We start from the raw sequence: 22408 nt of genomic DNA, 5'->3' as shown, positions 1-22408 counted from the left end.
GGTTTTAATTTTACTTTTGCGTAACATTTATTTTACATTGTGCGTTCAAAAGGCTGTCGCTACGGGTAATGCCTCACCCTCGAGGGATCCGCGTGCTTGCATGGCTCGTAGTGGTTGAGAAAGGCCTAACTGCAGGGACGAGTGATGAATTTACAACTGAGCGAACTGATAAATTACGACAACATTGACAAGATTCAGATCCGCGGCATTGATGGCATGTTATATCAAGCAATAGCCTTTTTGCGTCACGGCGATACGGTGGAGCAGAAGCTAATTTATCAAGGCGATAAACCTTATTTATCTCGCAGCTTGCTGGCGGTAAAAGATGATTTTGAATGGGTTAATGCCGCGCAATATGTATTGGTCACTGACACGGCATATGATGAAATGATAGGGCTTGGCACGGAAAAGCCTTTGTCGACTTTGGAGCAGCCATTGCATTGGAAATAACGCAACAATGCCCCAACCTATGGGGCAATTTCTTCCCCGTCCCACGCAAACAGACGCCCAGTATGACGACTGTCTAGGCCATCCAATACCGACAATAAGTAGCCAGCCGATTGAGCCGGGCTGAATAATTTACCGGGCTTAACATTGGCTTGGAATGGCGCGGATAAATGACTGTCGACGGTCCCCGGATGCAGACCAACCACGGTCAATGATTTGTCCTGGCGGCCAAGTTCAATGCTCATGCATTTGATCAGCATGTTCACCGCCGCTTTACTTGCACGATAGGCGTACCAACCGCCCGCACGGTTGTCACTAATACTGCCCACGCGCGCCGACAAGATAGCGAGCTTCGCCTCAGCGTTACGTTTCAGTTTGGCCGCTAGATGTTTGCTCAACAGCAGCGGCGCAACGGCATTCACATCAAACAGCTGGTGCATGGCCTCACTGCTGCACGCCGCGAGGCGTTTTTCTGGGCTGACCGCATCATCATGAAGCATCCCCGAGGCAATGATCACCGCGTCTAGACTGTTGTCGTCGATGTGCTCGGCCGCCGCTTGTATCGATGCGTCATCGCGAATGTTCACTGTCACCGGGGTGACCTTTTCACTTATTTCGGCAAGTAGCGCGGGGTGACGCCCCAAGGCAAAGACTTGCTGAATGGATGGCTTGTCGAGCAATGCGCGGCAAAAAGCTTCACCAATCGCGCCACCTGCGCCGACAACCGCCACACGCTGCATGGAATCACTGTTCATTCTCTTGGCTCCTCAAACAAAAAGAGATGCAAACTGTATCTCTTTAGTTAGGGATGAGGCGATCTTGTCGATCACCGTACGTTAAAACTATAGCTTACGTAACACAACCATGAGGTAAAGCCCGCCTATCAAGGAAGCAATGATCCCAGCTGGCATTTCTTGCGGATACAGCCATTGTCGTCCTAGCCAATCGGCAAACAGCATCAATCCCATGCCAATCAATCCGGCGGTGATCATGTGCGCGCGGGCATTTTTCGCACCCCAACTGCGCGCAATATGCGGAGCCATCAAGCCGACAAAACTAAGCGGCCCTACCACCAAGGTGGCACTGACGGTCATGACCGCGACGAGGGCCAGCAACAGCATGCGGGCACGCCCTACCTTTACCCCTAGCGATTGAGCAGTTTCGCCACCGAGCGGCAAAATATCGAGCCACCGCTGACACATCAATCCCAGTGCCACCAGCACCGCCGCAACCAAGGCCAATGTAGTCACTGTGCTGTCGGTCACATAATAGGTTGAGCCTGAAATCCAAGCGAGGACTTGATACGCGCGAGGATCGCCGCCCGCCATCAAGAAGCTCTGTACCGCTTGCATCAGTGCGGCAATGGCTACGCCAGTGAGCAACACCTTTTCTGGCTGGAAGCCGGTTTTGTGATTGAGTAGTACAATCAACGCCAAGGTTGCGCCGGCACCGATTAATCCCCCGACATACAAACTCAGCATAGACGCGCCCATGCCCGCAAAAATAGTGACAATCAGCCCCAGCGCCGTGCCGGCACTGATCCCCATCACCTCAGGGCTCGCCATCGGGTTGGCACTTAAACGCTGAAGCACGGCACCCGCAACAGCAAGCACACCGCCCGCCAATGCCGCCGCCAGCAAGCGTGGCAAGCGCCATTCCAACAAAGACCAATCGCCGCTGAGCGCCAGCCACTGCCAGCCCTCACTTTGACGCGATACGGTGGCAAAAATCACCACACCTAACACCAGTAACATCAACGTTCGGCCTAACGGCCAATCCTGACGTGGTGCGGGCGATCCCGATTGCATCTGTTGGCGTTGACGATTCCCCAGTGACACCCGTGGCAACAACCACAAAAGAAGAGGCGCCCCTAACGCTGCCGTCGCCGCCCCAGTGGGCACCATCATGGCCCGGCGGCCAGGTAACAGTTGGACAGCCAAATCGGTGGCTGCCAACATCAATGCGCCTAAAATCATCGCCAGGCTCAATCGGGTGATGAGCTTACGTGCGCCACATAAGCGCGCAATCGCGGGCGCGGCGAGACCGACAAAGCCAATCACGCCAATCAAGCTAACCACCCACGCGGTCAGAAGCACCGATAGCCCCAGAGCAATTACGCGGATTTTCGCCAGTGATACGCCCAAGCTTTTCGCTCCTTCATCCGAAAGACTCAAGACGTTGAGCGGCTTTAATAAGGCAAGGATCAACACGACCGCCAATCCAACACGTGGCAGTAAGGCTTGTACACTGTGCCAGTCGGTTTGCACCATCGAGCCCGCGCCCCACACCATCATGCCGTGTAGCGCTTCTTGATTCATCAACAGCAGTACAGTGCTGAGCGCACCGCAGTATAGATTTAGAATCAAACCCGCGATCACCACCACGGTGGGCGATAGGCCGCGTCGCCATGCCAGCGCAAACACCACCAGCATAGTCAGCACCCCGCCAGACATCGCCACCATCGCGCTCGACCAAGTCAGTAGCCAAGGGGCATAAAGCGTTGCTAGCATCAGCGCCAAGCTGGCGCCATTCGCCACCCCCAGCGTCGACGGCGAAGCTAGTGGGTTACGTAACACCTGTTGCATCAAGGTACCGGCCAGTCCCAAACATGCGCCAGCCAGTAATGCGGTGACCAAGCGCGGCCACCAGGTTAAATGCATCACCACCCCAATCGACGCGCTGTCATCCAGCGACCACAGCGACTGCCAGAGCATAGATGCATTCACATCCCACTGCCCCAACTGAGTGGAGGCGAGGCTTAACAGTGCCGCCAGTAACGCCAAAGGTACCCATAATAGTTTCAGTTTCATGACTGCCCACCTTGTTCAGGGTCGGTCAATGCCACGGTCACAAGGCGCGCAAAGCGTAACGCCGACGGAATCGCACCAAAGCTCCACACCGGATCAATCATCAATGGCGTACGCCCCGTGCGTTTAACCAAATATTGCCAAAACATATTGGTCTGAAGAGTTTGCTCGACGCCCGCGGGAAGTGGGCGCACAATCACCAGCTGCGCATCAAGGTCTAGCAGCTCGCGGGTGGAGACCATGCTAAATCCCCAACTGTTGGTGGTGTTTTGCCACGCATTGCTGAGCCCCAATTCACTGATAGCGGCGTGATACAAACTGTTCGTCCCAAACACCCGTACATGGTTGGGGTCTAGGAACTGGATCATCAGCAGCGGGGGTTGTTCACCGGGGATGGTATCGCGCAGGCTCGCCAGTTGCTGTTTCGCATTGGCAATCAGAGTTTCACCGGCCTCCAGACGGTTAGCTTCGCGCGCAATTTTCCGCGTCACGGTTTTTAACGACGTCCAGCTTAGGCCACTTTCATAGAGAGGAATTGAACTGACCCGCGCAATGGTGCTTAACTTGGGCTTCATCGCCTTAAAAATCGGCGAAATTAGAATTTTATCGGGGTGAAGCTCGGCCAAACGCTCCATGTTCGGCTGGGTGCGAAGCCCAATATCGACAGTGTCCTCTGGAATGGGCGGGGCTTTCACCCACGAATTGTAATCTGCCTTTTGCGCGACCGCGACTGGGGTAATGCCTAGCGCCAACAAGGTTTCAGTTTGGGTCCAATCCAGCGAGAGAATACGAGGCGACGCGCTGACGCTCGCTGACATCATGGCCGCGGTCAGCCAGACCATAAGCGTCAGAAAAGAGGACTTGATCATACTGGCGATAACTCCCCCGGCATAGCGACCGCATAGCCGGCGGCATGATCGGCAATCGGCATTTCAATACCATAAATCGATTTGAGGGCCGACTCTTGAAACACATCACTAACCGCACCTTGAGTCAGGACTTGCCCGCTGTGCAAGGCGACAATCTCATCACAAAAACGCGCCGCCATATTAATATCGTGCACCACAATAATGATGGACTTATCCAGCTCTCGGCTGAGTTTTCGCACCAAGGTCATCACTTCAACTTGGTGGGCTACATCTAGTGCAGATAGCGGCTCATCGAGCAGTAAGTAACGCGTTTGCTGTGCCAGCAGCATCGCAATCCATAGCCGTTGGCGCTCGCCGCCCGATAAGGTATCGACCAAGCGCTCGGCATAATCTTGGGTACCGGTGAGCGCCATTGCCTCGTTGATCGCTTGGTGATCGGCTTTGGTCAACCGCCCCAGCAAGCCATGCCAAGGATAGCGACCAAAACTGACCAACTCATACCCAGTTAAGTTATCTGTTGCCGGTAAATGCTGTGGCAAATACGCCACCTCGCGCGCAAACGCTTTTTCTGACCATTTCGACAAGGGCTTTTGGTCTAATGCGATCTGTCCGCTGCTGGTTGCCTGTTGCTGCGCTAACAATTTTATCAAGGTCGACTTGCCCGAACCATTGTGGCCGACCAACGCACAGATTTTTCCTGGCGTAAACGACAAGCTCACCTTATCAAGCAACACTTTTCCGTTGACGGCAAACGCAACGTCCTTTGCCTCTAACATATCCCGATCCTACTGCTTAAGTACAAGCGCGGGATGCGCCTGTCAGTTAATTCTACAGTTGGTAATTTTCCGATGCCTAAAAAGCAAATGCAAACCATTTTGATTTCGCTTTGTGCGCTTAGCGCTTGTTAATGAGAGAAATTAGACCTCAACCACGTCACCATCAGGGATCCAAACACCATTCAGCCTCGTATCGCCAAAGGTGAATAGAAGATTGTTGTTACTACTGTCGAGAGCCCTATGTCCCCGCCCATCAGCCTTGTGTGGTTAAAACGCGATTTACGCCTGCGGGATCATGCCCCTTTACAAGCTGCCATTGCAGCGGGGCGTCCCTTAGTGATCCTGTACCTGTTTGAGCCACTGCTGCTTAACGATCCGCACTATAGCGAGCGCCATTGGCGGTTTGTCTGGCAATCGCTTTGCGATCTTAATCAGCAGCTGGCGCCGCTTGGCGGGCAGGTCACCATTTGCCAAGGTGAAGCACTTGCCGTTTTCGACGCCATCCACCAGCAACGGGCCATTGGCGCGGTCTACAGCCATCAAGAAATTGGCGTCGACGCGACATTTTCTCGCGATAAAGCGGTGGCGAAATGGCTGACAAGCCATCAGATCCCATGGCATGAATATCCTACCGGGTCGGTGATCCGCGGCGCTAAAAGCCGAGTCGATTGGGATGCAGAATGGCAAAAGGTGATGCGTGCCCCTCTTGCTGATCCCGATTGGCAACAAGCGCACTGGCTAGACACATCACTCACGCTACCCGCGCTCGAACACCACAAGTGGGATTCTCCCGCGCCACGCTTTCAACCCGGCGGCCCGAGTTGGGCGTATAAAACCTTGCAGTCTTTTTTCCGCGAGCGCGGGCAACGCTATCAACGCCACATCTCTAAACCGCTCGCCAGCCGCAAAAGCTGTACGCGACTGTCACCCTATCTTGCTTGGGGTAACATCAGCGTGCGCGAGATGTATCAAATCACCCTCCTCCATTGGCAGAAAAAGGGTTGGCGGCGTGCGCTGGTAGCCATGGTGTCGCGTTTGCATTGGCACTGTCATTTTATGCAGAAATTTGAAAGCGAGCATCACATGGAGCATCGGCCCGTCAATCGAGGTTACTTACATTTTGAGTACGCAAACGGTCCGCAGAGCGATGCGCATCTGCTCGCATGGCAACAAGGTCATACCGGTTATCCGCTCGTCGATGCCTGTATGCGTTGCCTACACGCCACCGGCTATATCAACTTTCGTATGCGGGCGATGCTGGTCAGTTTTTTAACCCACCACCTACTGATTGACTGGCGGCGTGGTGTGCATCATTTGGCGCAGCTATTTCTCGATTTTGAGCCCGGCATTCACTACCCCCAGTTTCAAATGCAGGCTGGCGTGACAGGCGCCAATACCCTGCGCATTTATAACCCAGTGAAACAATCGCAGGAGCAAGATCCGGAAGGGGCATTTATTCGTGAATGGTTACCCGAGCTTTCTCCCTTGCCCGACAGTTTGATCCACACCCCGTGGCAAATGACCGACATGGAAGCGATGATGTACGGAGTGGTAATTGGCGAAGACTATCCCAAACCGATTGTCGATATCGAACAAACCGGCAAACGTGCGCGTGATATTTTATGGTCGTTTCGTCAACAGGATGCGGTTCGTATCGAAAAAGCACGGATACTCGCCACCCATGTGCGTCCAAACAGCCCTGAGCGAACAAATAGCCCTGAGCACGCGGATAACGGCCAGACAAAACGACGTTCACGTGCCACGCAGTCTCCTGGAGGTAACCACGATGGCGCATAAAAAGCCGCATCTTCCCACCAAGGCATGTTTGACGTGCGAACGCCCCTTTACGTGGCGTAAAAAGTGGGCGCGCTGTTGGGACGAAGTTAGGTATTGCTCTGACCGTTGCAGCCGGGAAGGTCGTCGCCATGCGCGAGCGGCGACGCACTGAACGCATCTAAAAGCGAATTCAATTTCGGATGTACCCACTGACGTTTAATCGATACCGCATAGAACGGCTCATACACACTCGGCAGTAAGGCATAGCGGGTGAGCATGCCACTATCTAGCTCATCGCGGACCACCACTTCGGGCATCACCGCTAACGCGTCATTATCTCGGCTTAAAAGGCGCAACATCGCCATATCATTGGCTTCTGCCATGATGTAAGGCTTGAGTTGATACTGCGCAGAGATGGCATCAAACCCCGAGCGAATCGGGTTATCGCCATATGGCAACACCCACGCTTGGTGCTGGTAGCTGGCGTCTAAGGTGGGCGATAAGGCTTTACCCGGCCAACCAATCACGGCGACCGGCTGGCGTGCCAGTTGCTGGTACTGCCAAATTTGTTTATTAGTCCCCCGCACCGCGATATTGGTTAGCGCCAAATCCAACTGGTGATCAGACAGCGCATGAAGCAAGCCGGTTTGATCCATCGACTGCAATACATAGCGGCACTCTCGTTGATTGACCAATGGCTGAATAAACTGCTCGATAAAGTTCCGCGACATGGTGGATAAGGTGCCAATGCGAATCGTGGCACTGGACAGCGCCCCGCCACTGGATAACAACTGCTCTAACTCTTCCCCTTGGCGAAAAATCTCTTCGGCATAGTTCATCGCTTGATAGCCACTTTCGGTCAACGTCAATGTACGACCTTGCCGCTCAAACAATTGCACCTGCATCGCCTGCTCAAGCTGCTTGATTTGTGACGACAGCGCCGACTGCGAAATATGCAGGTTACGGGCGGTCTGGGTCAGGTTGCCATGGCGTGCCACCTGCCAAAAATAATACAAATGATGGTAGTTAAGTCGGCTCATCGTTCTCTAAAACAGAATGAAAAGTTATTTATTATGTATTTTACTTAACTGTAGTAAGTTTTCACAATGGTTCGCATAACTATTGCTGTGAGGTAAGTCATGTTATCCCTATTTCTCGTCACGCCGCTCAAACTGGTGCTGCTCGCACTGGTTGCTCTTCTTGGCGGTGTTATATGGCGATACAGTGCCACTGCGTTTGCGGGCGAAGCCGACAAACACCGTTTTCTTTCATCCTTACTGCTCACCTTGTCAGCAGTCTTGTTGGTTTTAGTCAGTAATCACCTGTTGCTGTTTTGGCTCGCTTGGGTGGCAGTTAGCCTCTCATTGGGTCGCTTAATTCTTTTCTATCCGCATCGGCCTCGCGCCCAACTCGCGGCACACAAAAAAATGCTGCTCGCCCGCTTGAGCGAATTGCTACTCGGTAGCGCATTTTTACTGTTGTTTTTCCACTACCAAACCGCACAGATTGACCAATTGATGTTTCAAGTCAGCCAGCAGCCTCACACGCTGTCTGTAAGCATCGCCGCCTTTATGTTGGTGGGCGTGGCGATTATCAAGTGCGCTCAACTGCCCTTGCACGGTTGGCTCATTCAAGTGGTGGAAGCACCAACGCCTGTCTCTGCCTTATTGCATGCAGGCATTGTGAATCTTGGCGGGATCTTATTGATGCTATTCGCGCCAGTGCTCGCGGCAAGCCCCAGTGCCAGCCTTGCCCTGCTGGTTATCGCAGGCATCAGTACGCTGGTGGCGGGACTGGTGAGCCTGACACGCGTGAGCATTAAGGTAAAACTGGCGTGGTCGACCGTCGCACAAATGGGTCTGATGTTAGTCGAAATCGCCCTAGGTCTTTACGAGTTGGCATTGCTTCACTTGCTGGCGCACTCTTTCTACAAGGCGTTTTCTTTCCTCAACAGCGGCAATGGCGTGAATCATTGGCTCGCCACCCAACTGGCTGACGCCTCAGTTCCGCGTCGCTGCCATTGGCTTGCCGCGATGGCCACCGCCGCCGGTTTGATTGTCGCCGTGCACCTGAGTGTTGGTATTTTAAATAGTTTGGCAGCCGGTTGGTTGCTGTGGATGGCGATGACCATGCTGCTATTACCGGCCTTTACCCGCCCAGGCGCTGCTCGCCCGACACGCGTGCTGCTCAGTAGCGTGTTTGCGCTTGGCCTGCTCGGGCTCTACGCCGCCATTAAACATAGCTTGATTGTGTTTGTCGCGGGTGGAAATGCCACCTATTTATTTGCCGATGCCTTTGCGCTGGTGCTGTTTATCACGCTGTTTGCTCTATCACTGGCGGTCCAGTACTGGCCTCACAAAGCGTGGGTCAACCGCCTGTTTATTTGGCTGAACGCCGGGGCTTACCTTGATGAGTGGGCGACGCGCCTAACACTCAAATGGTGGCCGAGTGCTTCTTTAATCCAACTACAAACGACCCAATGGCAACCGCATAAGGAGACGCGTTAATGATTGCGAAAACGCCCAACGTATCTGCACACCCCGAGTCCCTCGATGTGAGCGATTTTCGCGATGCCACCCAGCAAGCGGTCGTAGCGATTGCGCCAAGCTGGCCGTTGGATCAAATGATTGCGGTGAACCCATGGTGGCCGCAACGCTTTACCCCCATTGAGCAAGTCTTTGCTGAGCAAGCGGTGTTAAGTGGCCACTGTCCGCTAATGCCGTCGGCGTACTATCTGTCGCATTGGCAATCGCCCATTAGTGAGGCACACCTTGCCGAGGCCATTTCAACCTCTGGCAGCGCATTAACAGTGAGTGATTGTCTGCGTGCACTGCGCATTCATAGCAGTAACCTCCCGCGTTGGAAGCCATTGGCTGAGTTGTGTGACCGCACTCGGGAAACACAAGAAGGCTTATCGTGGCAGCAAGAAATCCAGCAGCAAGTGAGCCAGTTTCTCGCGCTTTATCACCAATACCCACAGCGCTTTGATGCCCAAGGCCAAGGCGGTGAACACCTTTATCAATGCTGGTTGAGTGTGGTGAGCCAAGATAAAGGCATTAAAACCCTCACTGGCGTGGATTTGCTCGCCGATTTCGCCGCACTGCCCACTCAAATGGATGCCCTGATCGCGGAAGCGGCCGCCTTTTGGCAACCGATCCTTCACGACCAAGACGGTAACTTGGCCTATTGCCACGCGCTGATGCATGGTTTATCGGGTTGGGCAAGCTGGCAAGCCTGGTTAGATTGGCAGCAACAGCTCGGTGACAGTGAACAGCAAGATCATGGTATGGGCCTATTCGCGATTTTACTCGCGTGGGATACAGTGCTGGCACGTTGGCTTGCCAAACACCGTGAAGCAGCGTGGGCAAGCATTCGTCAATCCATGCACCACCAAGCGGTGAATGTGCGCCATTGGTATCACCAAGCACAACAACAGCTCGCGCCACTGTGGATTTGGCAGCAAGCGCTAGAAATCAGTCAGCAGCGCCCTTGGGCACACGCCCTGTCCGCGCAGGCCAGTGTCGACACTCTCGCCACCTCGCCTACGCTGCAAGCTGTGTTTTGTATCGATGTGCGCTCTGAACCGATGCGTCGCGCGTTAGAAGCACAATCTGATCGGATTCAAACCCTTGGCTTTGCTGGCTTTTTTGGCTTGCCGATCGCCTATCAACCCACTGATAGCCAGATTCAACGCCCGCAACTGCCCGGCTTATTGGCACCGGCGATCACCGCCTCACAAACTCATGCCACCCCCGAACGCTGGTTGCGGATGACCAAGCTCGGCTGGCAACGTAGCCTTGATGCGCCCGCCGCCAATTTAGGCATGGTCGAAGCCGGTGGCATGCTGAAACTGGTGAGTTTGTTAAAGCGCGCATTGCGCATTTCTGGCACCGAAAACCCGCTGAATCGACTCAGTCATACTGACAGTGATTGGGCGCTCACCCTTGACAACATGCCGTTAAGCGCAGCAGAAAAGGCAGAGCTAGGCGCTGGTATCTTGCGCGCCATGGGCATTGCTGACCATTTAGCCGATGCCGTCTTGTTGGTGGGTCATGGCAGTGAAACCTGTAACAACCCTCATGCAGCAGGGCTTGACTGTGGTGCTTGCGGTGGACAAACCGGTGAGGTGAATGTCCGTGTACTCGCACAGCTTCTTAACGATGCCGACGTGCGTGATGCCATGGTACAGCAAGGCGTGACGATTCCCGCCAGCACCCGTTTTTATGCCGCCATGCACAACACCACGACCGACGCGCTGGATGTCTTTCACGCCCCCGAGCATGCCCAGTGGCAAACGTGGCTTGCCGCTGCGAGCGAGCAAGCACGTGCAACCCGCGCCAGTCAGTTTGATCAGGCACCTACTCAGCCTTTGAAGCTTAAACATTTCTTTGGAGCACGTGGCAAAGATTGGGCACAAATGCGCCCTGAATGGGGACTGTGTGACAACGCCGCGTTAATCGTGGGCCCGCGCACCCTGTCTCGACAGATTAATTTGCAAGGTCGCAGCTTTTTACACGACTACGACTGGCATAGAGACAGTGACTTTAGCCAGCTTACGGCAATCCTCACCGCGCCCATGGTGGTGACCAATTGGATCAACTTGCAGTACTTTGCTTCTGTTACCGCACCGGAAAAATTCGGCAGCGGAAACAAATTGCTGCACAACATCGTGGGTGGCCACATTGGGGTGTTTGAAGGGAATGGTGGTGACTTGCGAATTGGCTTATCGCATCAATCTGTGCACGATGGCCGTCGATATCGCCACCAGCCAGTGCGATTAAGCGTATTTATCGCTGCCCCTCGGGAGGCAATTGATAGTATACTTGCACGCCATAACGATATAGCCGCGCTGGCGAATCACGGCTGGCTGTACTTGATGCAAATTGATGCGCAAGGTGCAGTATGGCAACGCGATCGCTCGGGTCAGTGGTATCACCTGAACGTAGCAACATAAAACGGAGCATGTCGTTGAAAACGCAACTTCTCTCAGCGCAGTGTTCAACGGACCTAACACAAGCCGCCGAGCTGCTGAAAGCCGGCGAACAAGTCGCGGTGCCCACAGAAACCGTGTACGGTCTGGCAGCGGATGCCAGCAATCCAGACGCCGTCGCGGGCATTTTTACCGCCAAAGGGCGACCCGCCAATCATCCTTTGATTGTTCATCTAGGTGACGTCACGTCGATCACCGAGTGGGCAACGCAGATCCCTGATGAAGCATATAAGCTGGCGAATGCCTTCTGGCCAGGGCCGATGACGCTGCTGCTGCCACGAGCCGAGCATGTTTCACCGGTAGTCACGGGTGGATTGGATACCATTGGGCTTCGCGTGCCCGCGCAACCTGTGTTATTGGACCTGCTCGCCACCCATCAACTTGCCGTTGCCGCCCCGTCAGCGAACCCGTATAAAAAGCTCAGCCCCACCACGGCAGAGCAAGTGATGCATGGTTTAGGCGGAAAAATCGCCGCGGTGATTGATGGCGGCCCTTGCCAGCATGGGCTGGAATCGACCATTGTCGATCTTACCAAGCGTCCATTCCGTGTACTTCGCGCCGGTCCCATCACCGCCAGCGAGTTGAGCGCCGTGCTGGGTGAAACAGTCGACGCCCCCGAGCAGCACGATAGCGTAGTACCCGGCAATGTCGGTAGCCATTACCAACCCAACACCCGGTTGCAGATGGTGGCTGCGGACTTGTCTGATCTCCCTGCGCCCCATCCGGAAAAACGCGCGGCCTTGCTTCACTTTGGCGACGCCCCGACACGGGATGATCTGGTCTGCATTGCCATGCCGGATGACGCCGCGCGCTACGGGCAAGCGTTATATCACCAACTCGCCCAAGCCGACCAACTGGGCGTCGATGAAATCTGGCTCGCCCAGCCCCCTCATGGCGAAGCGTGGCTTGCGGTCCATGATCGCCTGCGCCGCGCGGTCAGCTAGTTTTTGACGCTCACAACGCGCGTGTTTGCATAAAGCTTGCCGTTGCAGTGGCACACACAGTGTCTGCAACGGTAAGTGTTGCCTCCAACTGACTCATTCCGTGTTTCGCTTTCACACACCAAGCACGTACCTCACCATAAACAGCGATAGGCACCGGATGGTGATAGCGAATATTAAGTGACGCTGTCACACTTTGCGGGGCAAACAAGAAAGTACAATGGGTCAACCCCGCATCCAAAAGCGTGGCAATGATCCCACCGTGCAGCTGATCTTGATACCCCTGCCAAGTGCTTTCTAACCATACGCTTGCGGTCACGGCGTTGTTATCGTCTTGATAAAATTTAAGATTAAACAGCCCGTTGTCACTGCAAGCCACACACTGATGATGGGAATCCGGCGGGATAACAGGTTGCTTATTCATGGCAACCGCAACCGTGGCCACTGTTTCGACCTCGTTGACCTTGTCCATGTCCACACCCCCGATGTTGACCACCTATACCACTATCTTGCGCGCCACACCCTCGCCCACGTCCTGAATGACACGCTGCTTTCCGTTGTTGTGGTTGTTGCTGTTGCTTCATTCGCTGCAACGCCGGCCGCCCTTGACTCGCATCCGTAAGCGGTTGCCAGTACGCAGGCGACAACCACTGGGTAGGATTTAGGCGACCATTGGTTAACTGATAAACATGTAAGCCAGCATCAAGTAATCCTGCTAACGCATGCTCGCCAATATGACGGGTCACCACACGTGTTACTTGGTTAGCTTTCAGCATCGCTATCAAGGCGTTTTTGGCACCGCAACCTTCTGTTACACGTGGGTTGGCGAACTGAGCGAGTGCTTGGCCATCGTCGTCAAACAGCGCAAAGTGCTCGGCCTTCATAAAATGTCCCGCAGGACGGTCTTGGTTCATCGCAATAGCAATTGTCATCTTCCGTTCTCTCTTTATATAAATGGCATATGCTAAAAATACGCCTGATTTATGGCATATGCAAACTATTCTGTGAGAGAAAAATGAAGAAAGTCACGTCAAGACGTGGAGAGTGTTCGAATCAAGCTGCAACGTCGTGCGACAAAATACTTTTTCGAACACGCGCTCATCCTTGCTAAGTCGCATGATGAATGACAATAACTAAATGGAAGCATTAGTTTAAAAATACCTATTTTCACGGCAATCATTGACGTGAAAATACAGTTTAGTAAACCATAAAAGCACTTTGGTTAGTCACATACAGCACAGACCTTTTTTTGTAAATGATTAACCCAACACTACTCTTCTGACTCAAACACCAGTGCTTTGCCTTCTACGAGGCAGGCGGTGGTTTTGGCGCGGGCGCGTTTAACCAGGTTGGCTAACGTTTGACGAGATACGCCCATGACTTCCGCGGCTTGCAGTTGCTGCATCCCTTGATGGTCAACAAGGCGCATGGCTTCGAACTCATCCAAACCTATGGTCACCGTCTCTAGCTCACTGAGTGGAATGGCGTTGGGTTTAAAACAATTGGTATGCGGTTTTCCGCAGATACGGCGGGGCATTTTAGGGCGCGGCATAGGGTCTCCTTTTTCGCCTATGCTAAGTGAGTTTTTTGCTTATGCCAACAAAAAGGGATGCCAATGCATCCCTTTTCTATTTATTGCTACGAGCAGTGACTTAGTCTGTCACGTTACACGTCGTACGTCGTCGAGGCGGTGTTACCGCCAGTGCCTGTCCAGTTGGTGTGGAAGAACTCACCACGTGGCTGATCAAGACGCTCATAGGTATGCGCACCGAAGTAGTCACGCTGCGCTTGCAGCAGGTTGGCTGGCAAACGTGCTGTGGTGTAGCCATCCAAGAAGGTCAGCGCCGATGTGGTACATGGCATTGGGATACCGGTTTCCATCGATTTCGCCGCCACTTTACGCCATGCCGCTAAACAGTTATCCAAGATCCCTTTAAAGTACGCATCTGAGCCCAAGAAGGCCAAGTCAGGATCCTTAGCAAAGGCATCACGGATGTTACCCAAGAAGGCCGAACGGATAATACAGCCGCCACGCCACATCAGCGCGACGTTGCCGTAGTTGAGATCCCAGCCGTTCTCGTTTGACGCTTCACGCATCAGCATAAAGCCTTGCGCGTAAGAGATAATTTTTGACGCCAGCAGCGCTTGACGCAGCGCATCAACCCACTCGGCTTTGTCACCATCAACCGGCTGGATATGTTTTTCAAATAGCTTCTCTGCCGCGACACGCTGATCTTTCAATGCTGACAAGCAACGCGAAAATACCGATTCAGAGATCAGGGTCAGCGGAATGCCAAGATCCAGCGCGTTAATCCCAGTCCATTTACCGGTGCCTTTTTGACCCGCGGTGTCGAGGATTTTCTCAACCAAAGGCTCACCGTCTTCGTCTTTATAACCCAAGATGTCCGAGGTGATCTCGACCAGATAGCTATCCAACTCGGTTTTGTTCCAGTCGGTAAAGACTTGCTGCATCTCATCATGGCTCATGCCAAGGCCGTCTTTCATGAACTGATACGCCTCGGTGATCAGCTGCATATCGCCATACTCGATACCGTTGTGCACCATTTTCACAAAGTGGCCGGCGCCATCACGGCCGACCCAGTCACAACATGGCTCGCCGGTATCGGTTTTCGCTGCAATACCTTGGAAAATAGGCTTCACCGCTGGCCACGCCTCTTCTGAGCCGCCTGGCATAATAGACGGCCCGAAACGTGCGCCCTCTTCACCGCCAGACACACCGGCACCAATGAAGTGAATACCTTTTTCACGCAGCGCTGCCACACGACGGTTGGTATCTGGATAGTTGGTGTTACCGCCATCAATAATGATGTCGCCTTTCTCAAGCAGTGGCGTCAGTTTGTCGATAAAGGTATCGACCACATCACCGGCACGAACCATCAGCATCACTTTACGTGGCGTTTCTAGCTTCTCAACCAGTTCTTCCAGCGAATAAGCGCCAACGATGTTAGTGCCCTTGGCTGGGCCTTCAAGAAACTCATCGACTTTGGCCGCGGTACGGTTATGTGCCACGACTTTAAAGCCGTTGTCGTTCATGTTGAGGATAAGGTTTTGGCCCATGACTGCCAAACCAATTACGCCAATATCACCTTTCATCGTGCTCTCCATTAATTCTGTCCTGGTAATTTTTTTGCTGCCGCGGCATCGAGTACCCATTCCGTCGTGCCTTTGGCACTGCGGATATTGGCGGCAGGATATGGCAGTTGAGTGGGCTCGTGCGTGGCGATCTCATTCACGATCGCTTGCTTGCCCTCACCCAACACCAGATAACTGATTTTCTTCGCCGCGCGCAGCACACGGGCGGTTTTTGATACACGCTTTTGACCCGATTCAGGATGCGAGGCCACCAGCGCCAGTGCGGTATTGTCATACTGAGGATCGTGCGGGAATAGCGAGGCGGTATGGCCATCGCCACCGACACCCAGCAAGACCCAATCAAACACAGGCGTGCCGTTTTCGCTTGGGATCAGCGCTTGCATTTCCGCACTAAAGCGCGCGGCTTCCACGTCCGGATCGTCTTCACCACGAATGCGATGAATGTTCTCTTCTGGAATGCGAATCTGGCTAAACAGTAGTTTGTCGGCTTCGCCAAAGTTGCTCTCGGCATCATCCGGTGCCACACAGCGCTCATCGCCCCACCAAAAATGCAAGTTTTGCCACTGAATCGCCGTGGCGTAGTCATCACTGGCTAAACGCTTAAACAGCATTTTGGGCGTGCTGCCACCCGATAGCGAGATGTGTACGGCACGATCTTGCTCGCTGAACGCTTGCATCGCGTCAGCTAAGTGATTGACCACCGCGTCGGCGTCATCAAAAATACGGGCATTGATCATAGTTCGCAGTATTCCGTGTCTGTGAGGTTTTTGCAGGGGAAACGCCACGCATGGTCGTCTCGCGCCAGCAAGTGGTCGGCTTCTTTCGGCCCCCAAGTGCCACAGGCATAACCATATAGCGCTTTGCCATTATCCTTGTATTGGAGAATTGGCTCAACAAACTGCCAGCAGGCTTCCACCGCGTCACTGCGGGCAAACAAGGTCGCATCGCCTTTTAAGGCATCAAGCAATAAACGCTCGTAAGCCGTCAGCATCTGGGTTTCTTCCAGCGACGTATAATGAAAATCCATGTTTACCGCTTTGGCGTTAAAGCCAGCACCCGGCTCTTTCAGGCCGAAACTCATTTGAATGCCTTCGTCGGGCTGAATACGGATCACCAAGCGGTTTTCGGGCGCATTTTTGCCGAATACGGGATGCGGGGTCTGTTTAAAGTGGATCACCACTTCGGTCACGCGCGTCGGTAAGCGTTTACCGGTGCGCACGTAAAATGGCACCCCATTCCAACGCCAGTTGTTGATAAACATCTTAAGACCAACGTAGGTTTCTGTGCGCGAGTCTTCCGCCACACCTGGCTCATCACGATAGCTGGGTAATGCTTTGCCGCCAACTTGCGATTCAGTGTACTGGCCCAGCACCAAGTTATTGTGCAAGTCGTCTTCAGAGAGCGGCTCAAGCGATTGCAGCGCTTTAAACACCTCATCACGCATTGCATCAGCATTGATCTGTGCAGGCGGCTCCATCGCCACGAGCGACAACACTTGCAATAGGTGGTTTTGGAACATATCCCGAACCGCGCCCGACTGGTCGTAATAACCACCGCGACCTTCTACGCCAAGATGCTCCGCACCGGTAATTTCAACATAGTCAATGAAGTTGCGATTCCAAAGCGGCTCGAACATCGCATTGGAGAAACGGAAAACCAACAGATTCTGTACCGTTTCTTTGCCTAAGTAATGGTCAATACGGTAAATCTGATGCTCTGCAAAGTAGGCGTGAATGTCTTTGTCTAACTGACGAGCGGAGGCTAAGTCGTAACCAAACGGCTTTTCGACCACCAAGCGTTTCCAACCGTTACTTTCATCATTCAGGCCATGTGCGGCTAGACAGGCAGGAATAAAGTTGTACAGCTTCGGCGGCGTAGCAAGATAAAACAGCGTATTACGCTGGGTGAAACCATATTGTTCGGACAATTCGTCTAAACGCCCTGTTAGCGCGCCATATTCGTGGGTGTCAGAGATATTGAACGATTGATAATGCACGTGCGCCATAAAGGCGTCGAGCGTGGCAGGATCGGTTTCTTCAAGCTCTTGCATCGAGCGACGGAGCTTGTCACGGAACGACTCGTCACTATAGAAGGTGCGGCTTGCGCCAAGAATTGCGAAAGACGCAGGCAGCTGTTTGTTCGCATACAAATGATACAGGGCTGGGATCAGCTTGCGGAAGGTGAGATCGCCAGATGCACCAAAAATAACAATACTGCTGTTTTCTGGAATTACCATCATCTTTCCTTTGATAATAAAGGTACTGCATGTGATTTGCGCCACAAATTAGCAGCGCAGTGGCCAAATTGGTAATTGGCCCTACCTATTGATGCCATTGATGTCGCCACTGAAATATGGAGCCGGCTAACTCATCCCTACATTTGCAGCCAGCACGACCAATTCAATGTGCGACAAAAGCACTCTAGTCTAGCACTTTATTCGTCAATAAGCTGCCCCACACTGGTAAGAGGTGCTCAATCGACATCGCTCGCCATCCAGTCAGTCCCGCTTTCCAGCAGACACGTAACGAACTGCGAGACTTTATCGCTTGTCGCCCCGTACGCGGTATAAACACCCACGTTGCCCCGTTTTTCTGCATTAACCCAAAGCATGTTAATTCCCTTAGCGCCGAGAAATGACGCGGCTTTATCGGTGTAAGGCATGAGAGCATGCGTACGTTGCAACAACGAGATGCTGGCTGAGAGTGAGTCGAGATCAAAGGCATGCGGGTGAAGGTTTAGCAACGGTGGTAAAGGACGAGAAAGTAAATGGGCATGGCGAGGATGATCGGGTGTCACTCGCAATAATGGCCAGTCAAAAAGATGCGCTGACAACACCGGCTGATGGTGGCGCTTCAATTGGTCAAACAAGGGATGATCCTGATGTGCAAACCAAGCTTCTGTATCTTGGAACAAAGGGGTAAAACGCACCTGACTGGTGGCAATTAGTTCACTGATTTCATGGCCAATAAAAACATCAATATCGCCATTTAAAAGCGATGACATTAATGCCAACCGATTACCAAACTCAATATGCACCGAACACTGGTGCTCGGCTTGATACGCCACCACCGCCGATTCGACAAACAAAGGCCACCAGGCTTCTCCCGTCCCTAGCTTAACCTGTCCGGCTTCTCTGGCTTGTAGCACATGCAACTGTGCTTGTAATCGTTGGCGCGCAGCGTGTTGGGCCGTTGCGTGCTGATAATAAAGCTCGCCAGCAGCCGTCATACTGACGCCACGCGGATGCCTTATTAATAATTGGCTTAATAGACGCTGTTCTAACTTTTGGATTTGCGCGGTCAATGTAGGCTGACTGATCCCTAGCTTTAACGCTGCGGCTTTAATGCTGCCACTCTCAGCCACAGCCAAAAAATAACTTGCCGCTTTTTCTACGTCCATTGCATCACCGTTCACATTTTTGCTTTAACCGTTATAGTTTAAAACACTTACTCGCATCAATCATAGCCGTTAAATAGGTTTATATTCACTCTTTGGTATAGCCATATAGCTATAACAAAGAGAGAGTTATCTATTTTTAATCCCCGTCTTGGGCAGGTACATTCATATCCATTATCGAACGCGTGTTCAAACTGATAAAAAACAAAGAGGTAATGGGTATGCAGTACGCTTGGTGGCATGATGCCGTTGTTTATCAAATCTACCCACGTAGTTTTTACGACACCAATGATGATGGCATTGGCGATCTGAACGGAATTATCGAGAAACTCGATTACTTACATTGGCTCGGCGTCAATGTGTTATGGCTATCACCGGTGTACCAATCGCCGATGGATGACAATGGCTACGACATTTCCGATTACTGCGCGATCGCGCCTGAATTTGGCACCATGGAAGACATGACGCGCTTGATTGATAAAGCCGGCTCGCTCGGCATCAAAATCGTGATGGATTTGGTAGTCAATCACACCTCCGACGAACACCCTTGGTTCCAAGCTGCGCTTCAAGACAAAAACAGTCCCTATCGCGACTTTTACATTTGGCGTGATGCCAAACCCGATGGCAGTGCGCCGGATGATCAAGGCTCAATCTTTGGTGGTAGCGCATGGCAATGGGAGCCAAACACCGAGCAGTACTACTTTCACTTGTTCTCCAAACGTCAGCCCGATCTGAACTGGGAAAACCCCGCCGTCCATGACGCCGTGTATAAGATGATGAACTGGTGGATTGACAAAGGCATTGGGGGATTCCGCCTTGACGTAATAGATTTAATTGGTAAAGAGATCGACAAAGGCATCACTGGCAACGGCCCGCGCCTTCACCCTCTGCTGCAGGCGATGAACCAAGCAACATTTGGCGGCAAAGGCTTGCTCACCGTCGGCGAAACATGGGGCGCAACGCCGGAGATCGCCAAACTTTATAGCGCACCGGAACGCAATGAACTCTCCATGGTGTTCCAATTTGAACACATTACCGCGACCTGGAAAGACGGCGATAAATGGCAGCCCGTGCCGCTGGATGTCGCCGCCCTTAAACAGGTACTGTTCAAATGGCAACAAGAGCTGGCCGATAGCGGTTGGAACTCACTGTTTTGGAACAACCACGACTTGCCCCGCGCCGTATCTAAATTTGGTCACGACGGAGAGTACCGGACACGCTCAGCAAAAATGCTCGCCACAACCTTGCACTTAATGAAAGGCACGCCCTATATCTACCAAGGGGAAGAGATTGCGATGACCAATGTCGCCTTCCCGTCTATCGACGATTATCAAGACATCGAAACCCGCAATTTTTACGACTTGCGTGTTGCAGAAGGCGTTGATCCAGACACCATGATGGAGGCGGTCTACCAAAACAGTCGCGATAACGCCCGTACTCCAATGCAATGGGAGAACGCACCGCAAGCAGGCTTTACCCAAGGAACACCATGGTTACCGGTTAATCCTAACTACACCACCATCAATGTGGCACGGGCAACTGAAAATAGCGGCTCGGTGCTCTATCACTACCGTGAGCTGATTAAGCTGCGCAAGCAATACCCAGTGATTGCACATGGCCAGTTTGCGCCTGTGGAAGAAGCCCACCCTGATGTGATCGCCTACGAGCGCTTCGACGATACCCACCGTATTCTCGTGGTCAGCAACTTTAGTGAGCAAAAACAAACCATCACCCTCCCCGAACACTGGCGCTATAAGGCCTTAACCTGCCTTAGCTACAACATGGATCCGGTCAAACAGTTAAGCACCACCTACAAACTGGCCCCTTATGAGTCGTTTGCAGTGATGATTTAACCCTTCACGGTATTGCATGGGTAACACCCACAAAAAAAGCCTGGGTTAGAGACGCCTCTAACCCAGGCTGCGGAGGATAAGCAAGGTTATATCAAGACGTACTAGACGTAAAAATCCAAGTCTTCTTGGGCTTTTAATAAATCCCGCATTTTAATCGGATCATCCCCGAAGAAGAACACCAGCCCCCAGTGGGTACCAAACGCATCTCGCTCTGGAACCGTCTCTTCAGCAGGCGCCTGAAGCTCATGGAAATCAAAATAGGGATGTTCTATACACTCTTTTGGCATCTCTAACTGACTGACGACACGCCGTTTGGGATATACGCCAAAGCAGCCAGCATAGCCTTTTGCATCAACAACTTCACGCGGGAAGAAAGCGTCAACTTCTTCTTTTGTGCTCTTAGGATCAAACACCAAAAATGAAGCCTGATAAGCATTAAAGCCATAAGCTCGCTCAATCAACTCAAACGCTTTAAATCCCGGTGGGCGGTAGGCGACCTCACCAAAGTACATAGTGCCGTCACTGGTCACAAAGTATTCTGGGTGGATCTGACCGAACTGGATATCAAAGGTTTTAATCAATAACTCAATTTGCTTAGTAATCGCGTCTCGCCAACTCTCGAGCTCTTTTGTCGCAGGCACAAACACCGAGTAGCCGAGTGTGACGTATTCAGAGATATTTAAGAACATGATCTTGCCATCGTGAATCCAGGCTTCAACGGCAAACTCCCATCCATCGAGATGACTTTCCATAAGCAGCGGGTATTCTTCAGCCGGGATAGCATCGATTTCGTCAACGGTTCGCAGCATGCGATGTCCTAAACAACCCGCTTTATCAAACGCTTTGACATGAATTGGATCGTCTGGATCGCCGTCAAGTTTGAGTAATGTTTGATTAACTCGCTTCATAAATCGCACGATATCTTCTTTTTCATGCGCCTCTTCAAAAATGCCGACACGAATACCGCCAAGCTGAGCTCGACGTTTCATTAGCGCTTTATCACGGAATAAAATCGATTGCCCGTACATCCGAGGATTATCAAGCAGTACAGAGTTGATCGCGCCGGACCATTCAACCGTTTCTTCAAACAGTGGCACAGCGACATCGACGCCCTCAGCCTTGAGTTTTCTAGCAAGCTCGATAGAAGTGTCATCAAGTCGAAGGAAATCCCATGACATAAACGGGATATTGTTCGCAGTACAAAAATCTCGCGCCCACTCAGGTGCAACCACGATATAGCGACGATCAAATTTCTGGGCCGCTTTAATTGCGTTGACACTCCACCCTAATAGCGCAATGTAACCTTTGTTTGGATCTTTGGGGGTTTCAGTTCCTTGGACAGAGTCCATAGAAGGATCTCGCCAGGACAAAACTTCTGGTGACATGTCTGATTTAGGCGTAATCGCCATATTTATAACTCCTTTTATTTGATACTGAGG

Annotated in this window: 20 protein-coding genes; 7 read left to right on the top strand and 13 right to left on the bottom strand. The window is 52.4% G+C overall.

From position 1 onward, the window contains the following. Positions 1 to 144: 144 nt before the first annotated feature. Positions 145 to 450, top strand: coding sequence for a DUF6482 family protein (locus BZG76_RS07160; RefSeq protein WP_069586487.1), 306 nt, complete (start codon positions 145 to 147; stop codon positions 448 to 450). Between the two features lie 17 nt (positions 451 to 467). On the opposite strand, the gene BZG76_RS07155 is transcribed toward BZG76_RS07160, so the two are convergent. The 4 genes from BZG76_RS07155 to BZG76_RS07140 all read right to left on the bottom strand — a co-directional run bounded on the left by BZG76_RS07155 (position 468) and on the right by BZG76_RS07140 (position 4899). After that, on the bottom strand, positions 468 to 1202 hold the full coding sequence (locus tag BZG76_RS07155) for an SDR family NAD(P)-dependent oxidoreductase (RefSeq protein ID WP_077460724.1): 735 nt from the start codon (positions 1200 to 1202) through the stop codon (positions 468 to 470). An 87-nt stretch (positions 1203 to 1289) separates the two neighbouring features. Next, on the bottom strand, positions 1290 to 3257 hold the full coding sequence (gene fhuB, locus BZG76_RS07150; RefSeq protein ID WP_077460723.1) for a Fe(3+)-hydroxamate ABC transporter permease FhuB: 1968 nt from the start codon (positions 3255 to 3257) through the stop codon (positions 1290 to 1292). After that, complete coding sequence (locus tag BZG76_RS07145) at positions 3254 to 4123, bottom strand: iron-siderophore ABC transporter substrate-binding protein (RefSeq protein ID WP_077460722.1); 870 nt, start codon at positions 4121 to 4123, stop codon at positions 3254 to 3256. Before BZG76_RS07145 ends, fhuB begins: the two co-directional genes overlap by 4 nt. After that, the gene (locus tag BZG76_RS07140; RefSeq protein WP_021023558.1) at positions 4120 to 4899 is read right to left on the bottom strand and encodes an ABC transporter ATP-binding protein; all 780 of its coding nucleotides are present in this window, start codon (positions 4897 to 4899) and stop codon (positions 4120 to 4122) included. Before BZG76_RS07140 ends, BZG76_RS07145 begins: the two co-directional genes overlap by 4 nt. 240 nt (positions 4900 to 5139) lie before the next feature. Here BZG76_RS07140 and BZG76_RS07135 point away from each other — a divergent pair, with 240 nt between their 5' ends. After that, positions 5140 to 6696: an FAD-binding domain-containing protein gene (locus tag BZG76_RS07135; protein WP_077460721.1), complete on the top strand. Its 1557-nt coding sequence runs from the start codon at positions 5140 to 5142 to the stop codon at positions 6694 to 6696. Further along, the gene (locus BZG76_RS07130; RefSeq protein WP_077460720.1) at positions 6686 to 6847 is read left to right on the top strand and encodes a DUF2256 domain-containing protein; all 162 of its coding nucleotides are present in this window, start codon (positions 6686 to 6688) and stop codon (positions 6845 to 6847) included. The genes BZG76_RS07135 and BZG76_RS07130 overlap by 11 nt, the downstream gene beginning before the upstream one ends. Here BZG76_RS07130 and BZG76_RS07125 read toward each other — a convergent pair. Then, positions 6783 to 7715 carry a LysR family transcriptional regulator gene (locus BZG76_RS07125; RefSeq protein ID WP_077460719.1) on the bottom strand — a complete coding sequence of 311 codons (933 nt, stop codon included), beginning with the start codon at positions 7713 to 7715 and terminating at the stop codon, positions 6783 to 6785. The two genes, BZG76_RS07130 and BZG76_RS07125, sit on opposite strands and share 65 nt — an antisense overlap. A 99-nt stretch (positions 7716 to 7814) precedes the next feature. On the opposite strand from BZG76_RS07125, the gene BZG76_RS07120 reads away from it, so the two are divergent. The 3 genes from BZG76_RS07120 to BZG76_RS07110 are packed head-to-tail and all read left to right on the top strand — an operon-like array spanning position 7815 to position 12609. After that, positions 7815 to 9182 carry an NADH-quinone oxidoreductase subunit L gene (locus tag BZG76_RS07120; protein WP_077460718.1) on the top strand — a complete coding sequence of 456 codons (1368 nt, stop codon included), beginning with the start codon at positions 7815 to 7817 and terminating at the stop codon, positions 9180 to 9182. Further along, positions 9182 to 11629 (top strand): DUF2309 domain-containing protein, encoded by a 2448-nt coding sequence (locus BZG76_RS07115; protein WP_077460717.1) that lies wholly within the window; start codon positions 9182 to 9184, stop codon positions 11627 to 11629. Before BZG76_RS07120 ends, BZG76_RS07115 begins: the two co-directional genes overlap by 1 nt. An 8-nt stretch (positions 11630 to 11637) precedes the next feature. Continuing rightward, positions 11638 to 12609: an L-threonylcarbamoyladenylate synthase gene (locus BZG76_RS07110; protein WP_108743656.1), complete on the top strand. Its 972-nt coding sequence runs from the start codon at positions 11638 to 11640 to the stop codon at positions 12607 to 12609. Positions 12610 to 12619: 10 nt separating this feature from the next. On the opposite strand, the gene BZG76_RS07105 is transcribed toward BZG76_RS07110, so the two are convergent. The 7 genes from BZG76_RS07105 to BZG76_RS07075 form a co-directional block, all read right to left on the bottom strand. Continuing rightward, positions 12620 to 13078 (bottom strand): PaaI family thioesterase, encoded by a 459-nt coding sequence (locus tag BZG76_RS07105; protein WP_077460716.1) that lies wholly within the window; start codon positions 13076 to 13078, stop codon positions 12620 to 12622. Then, on the bottom strand, positions 13023 to 13538 hold the full coding sequence (locus tag BZG76_RS07100; RefSeq protein ID WP_077460715.1) for a NifB/NifX family molybdenum-iron cluster-binding protein: 516 nt from the start codon (positions 13536 to 13538) through the stop codon (positions 13023 to 13025). Before BZG76_RS07100 ends, BZG76_RS07105 begins: the two co-directional genes overlap by 56 nt. Positions 13539 to 13876: 338 nt before the next feature. After that, positions 13877 to 14158 carry a DUF134 domain-containing protein gene (locus BZG76_RS07095; RefSeq protein WP_021023566.1) on the bottom strand — a complete coding sequence of 94 codons (282 nt, stop codon included), beginning with the start codon at positions 14156 to 14158 and terminating at the stop codon, positions 13877 to 13879. Between the two features lie 113 nt (positions 14159 to 14271). After that, the gene (gene gnd, locus BZG76_RS07090; protein WP_077460714.1) at positions 14272 to 15720 is read right to left on the bottom strand and encodes a decarboxylating NADP(+)-dependent phosphogluconate dehydrogenase; all 1449 of its coding nucleotides are present in this window, start codon (positions 15718 to 15720) and stop codon (positions 14272 to 14274) included. A gap of 11 nt (positions 15721 to 15731) precedes the next feature. After that, positions 15732 to 16457 carry a 6-phosphogluconolactonase gene (gene pgl / locus BZG76_RS07085; RefSeq protein WP_077460713.1) on the bottom strand — a complete coding sequence of 242 codons (726 nt, stop codon included), beginning with the start codon at positions 16455 to 16457 and terminating at the stop codon, positions 15732 to 15734. Continuing rightward, positions 16454 to 17956, bottom strand: coding sequence for a glucose-6-phosphate dehydrogenase (zwf, locus tag BZG76_RS07080; RefSeq protein WP_077460712.1), 1503 nt, complete (start codon positions 17954 to 17956; stop codon positions 16454 to 16456). The genes pgl and zwf overlap by 4 nt, the downstream gene beginning before the upstream one ends. A gap of 236 nt (positions 17957 to 18192) precedes the next feature. Then, positions 18193 to 19119: a LysR family transcriptional regulator gene (locus BZG76_RS07075; protein WP_077460711.1), complete on the bottom strand. Its 927-nt coding sequence runs from the start codon at positions 19117 to 19119 to the stop codon at positions 18193 to 18195. A 218-nt stretch (positions 19120 to 19337) separates the two neighbouring features. Between BZG76_RS07075 and BZG76_RS07070 the strand changes: the two genes are divergently transcribed. Next, positions 19338 to 20969, top strand: coding sequence for a glycoside hydrolase family 13 protein (locus BZG76_RS07070; protein ID WP_077460710.1), 1632 nt, complete (start codon positions 19338 to 19340; stop codon positions 20967 to 20969). A 101-nt stretch (positions 20970 to 21070) separates the two neighbouring features. Here the strand turns inward: BZG76_RS07070 and BZG76_RS07065 are convergent, their stop codons facing one another. Then, a complete protein-coding gene (locus BZG76_RS07065; protein WP_077460709.1) occupies positions 21071 to 22378 on the bottom strand; it encodes an ATP-grasp domain-containing protein in 1308 nt (435 codons plus the stop codon). Positions 22379 to 22408 lie beyond the last annotated feature (30 nt).

The organism is Salinivibrio sp. AR647 (assembly GCF_001995415.1).
Lineage (GTDB): Bacteria > Pseudomonadota > Gammaproteobacteria > Enterobacterales > Vibrionaceae > Salinivibrio > Salinivibrio costicola.
Note: the sequence above shows the minus strand (reverse complement) of the source record. Positions and strands in the feature narration are given on the sequence as shown.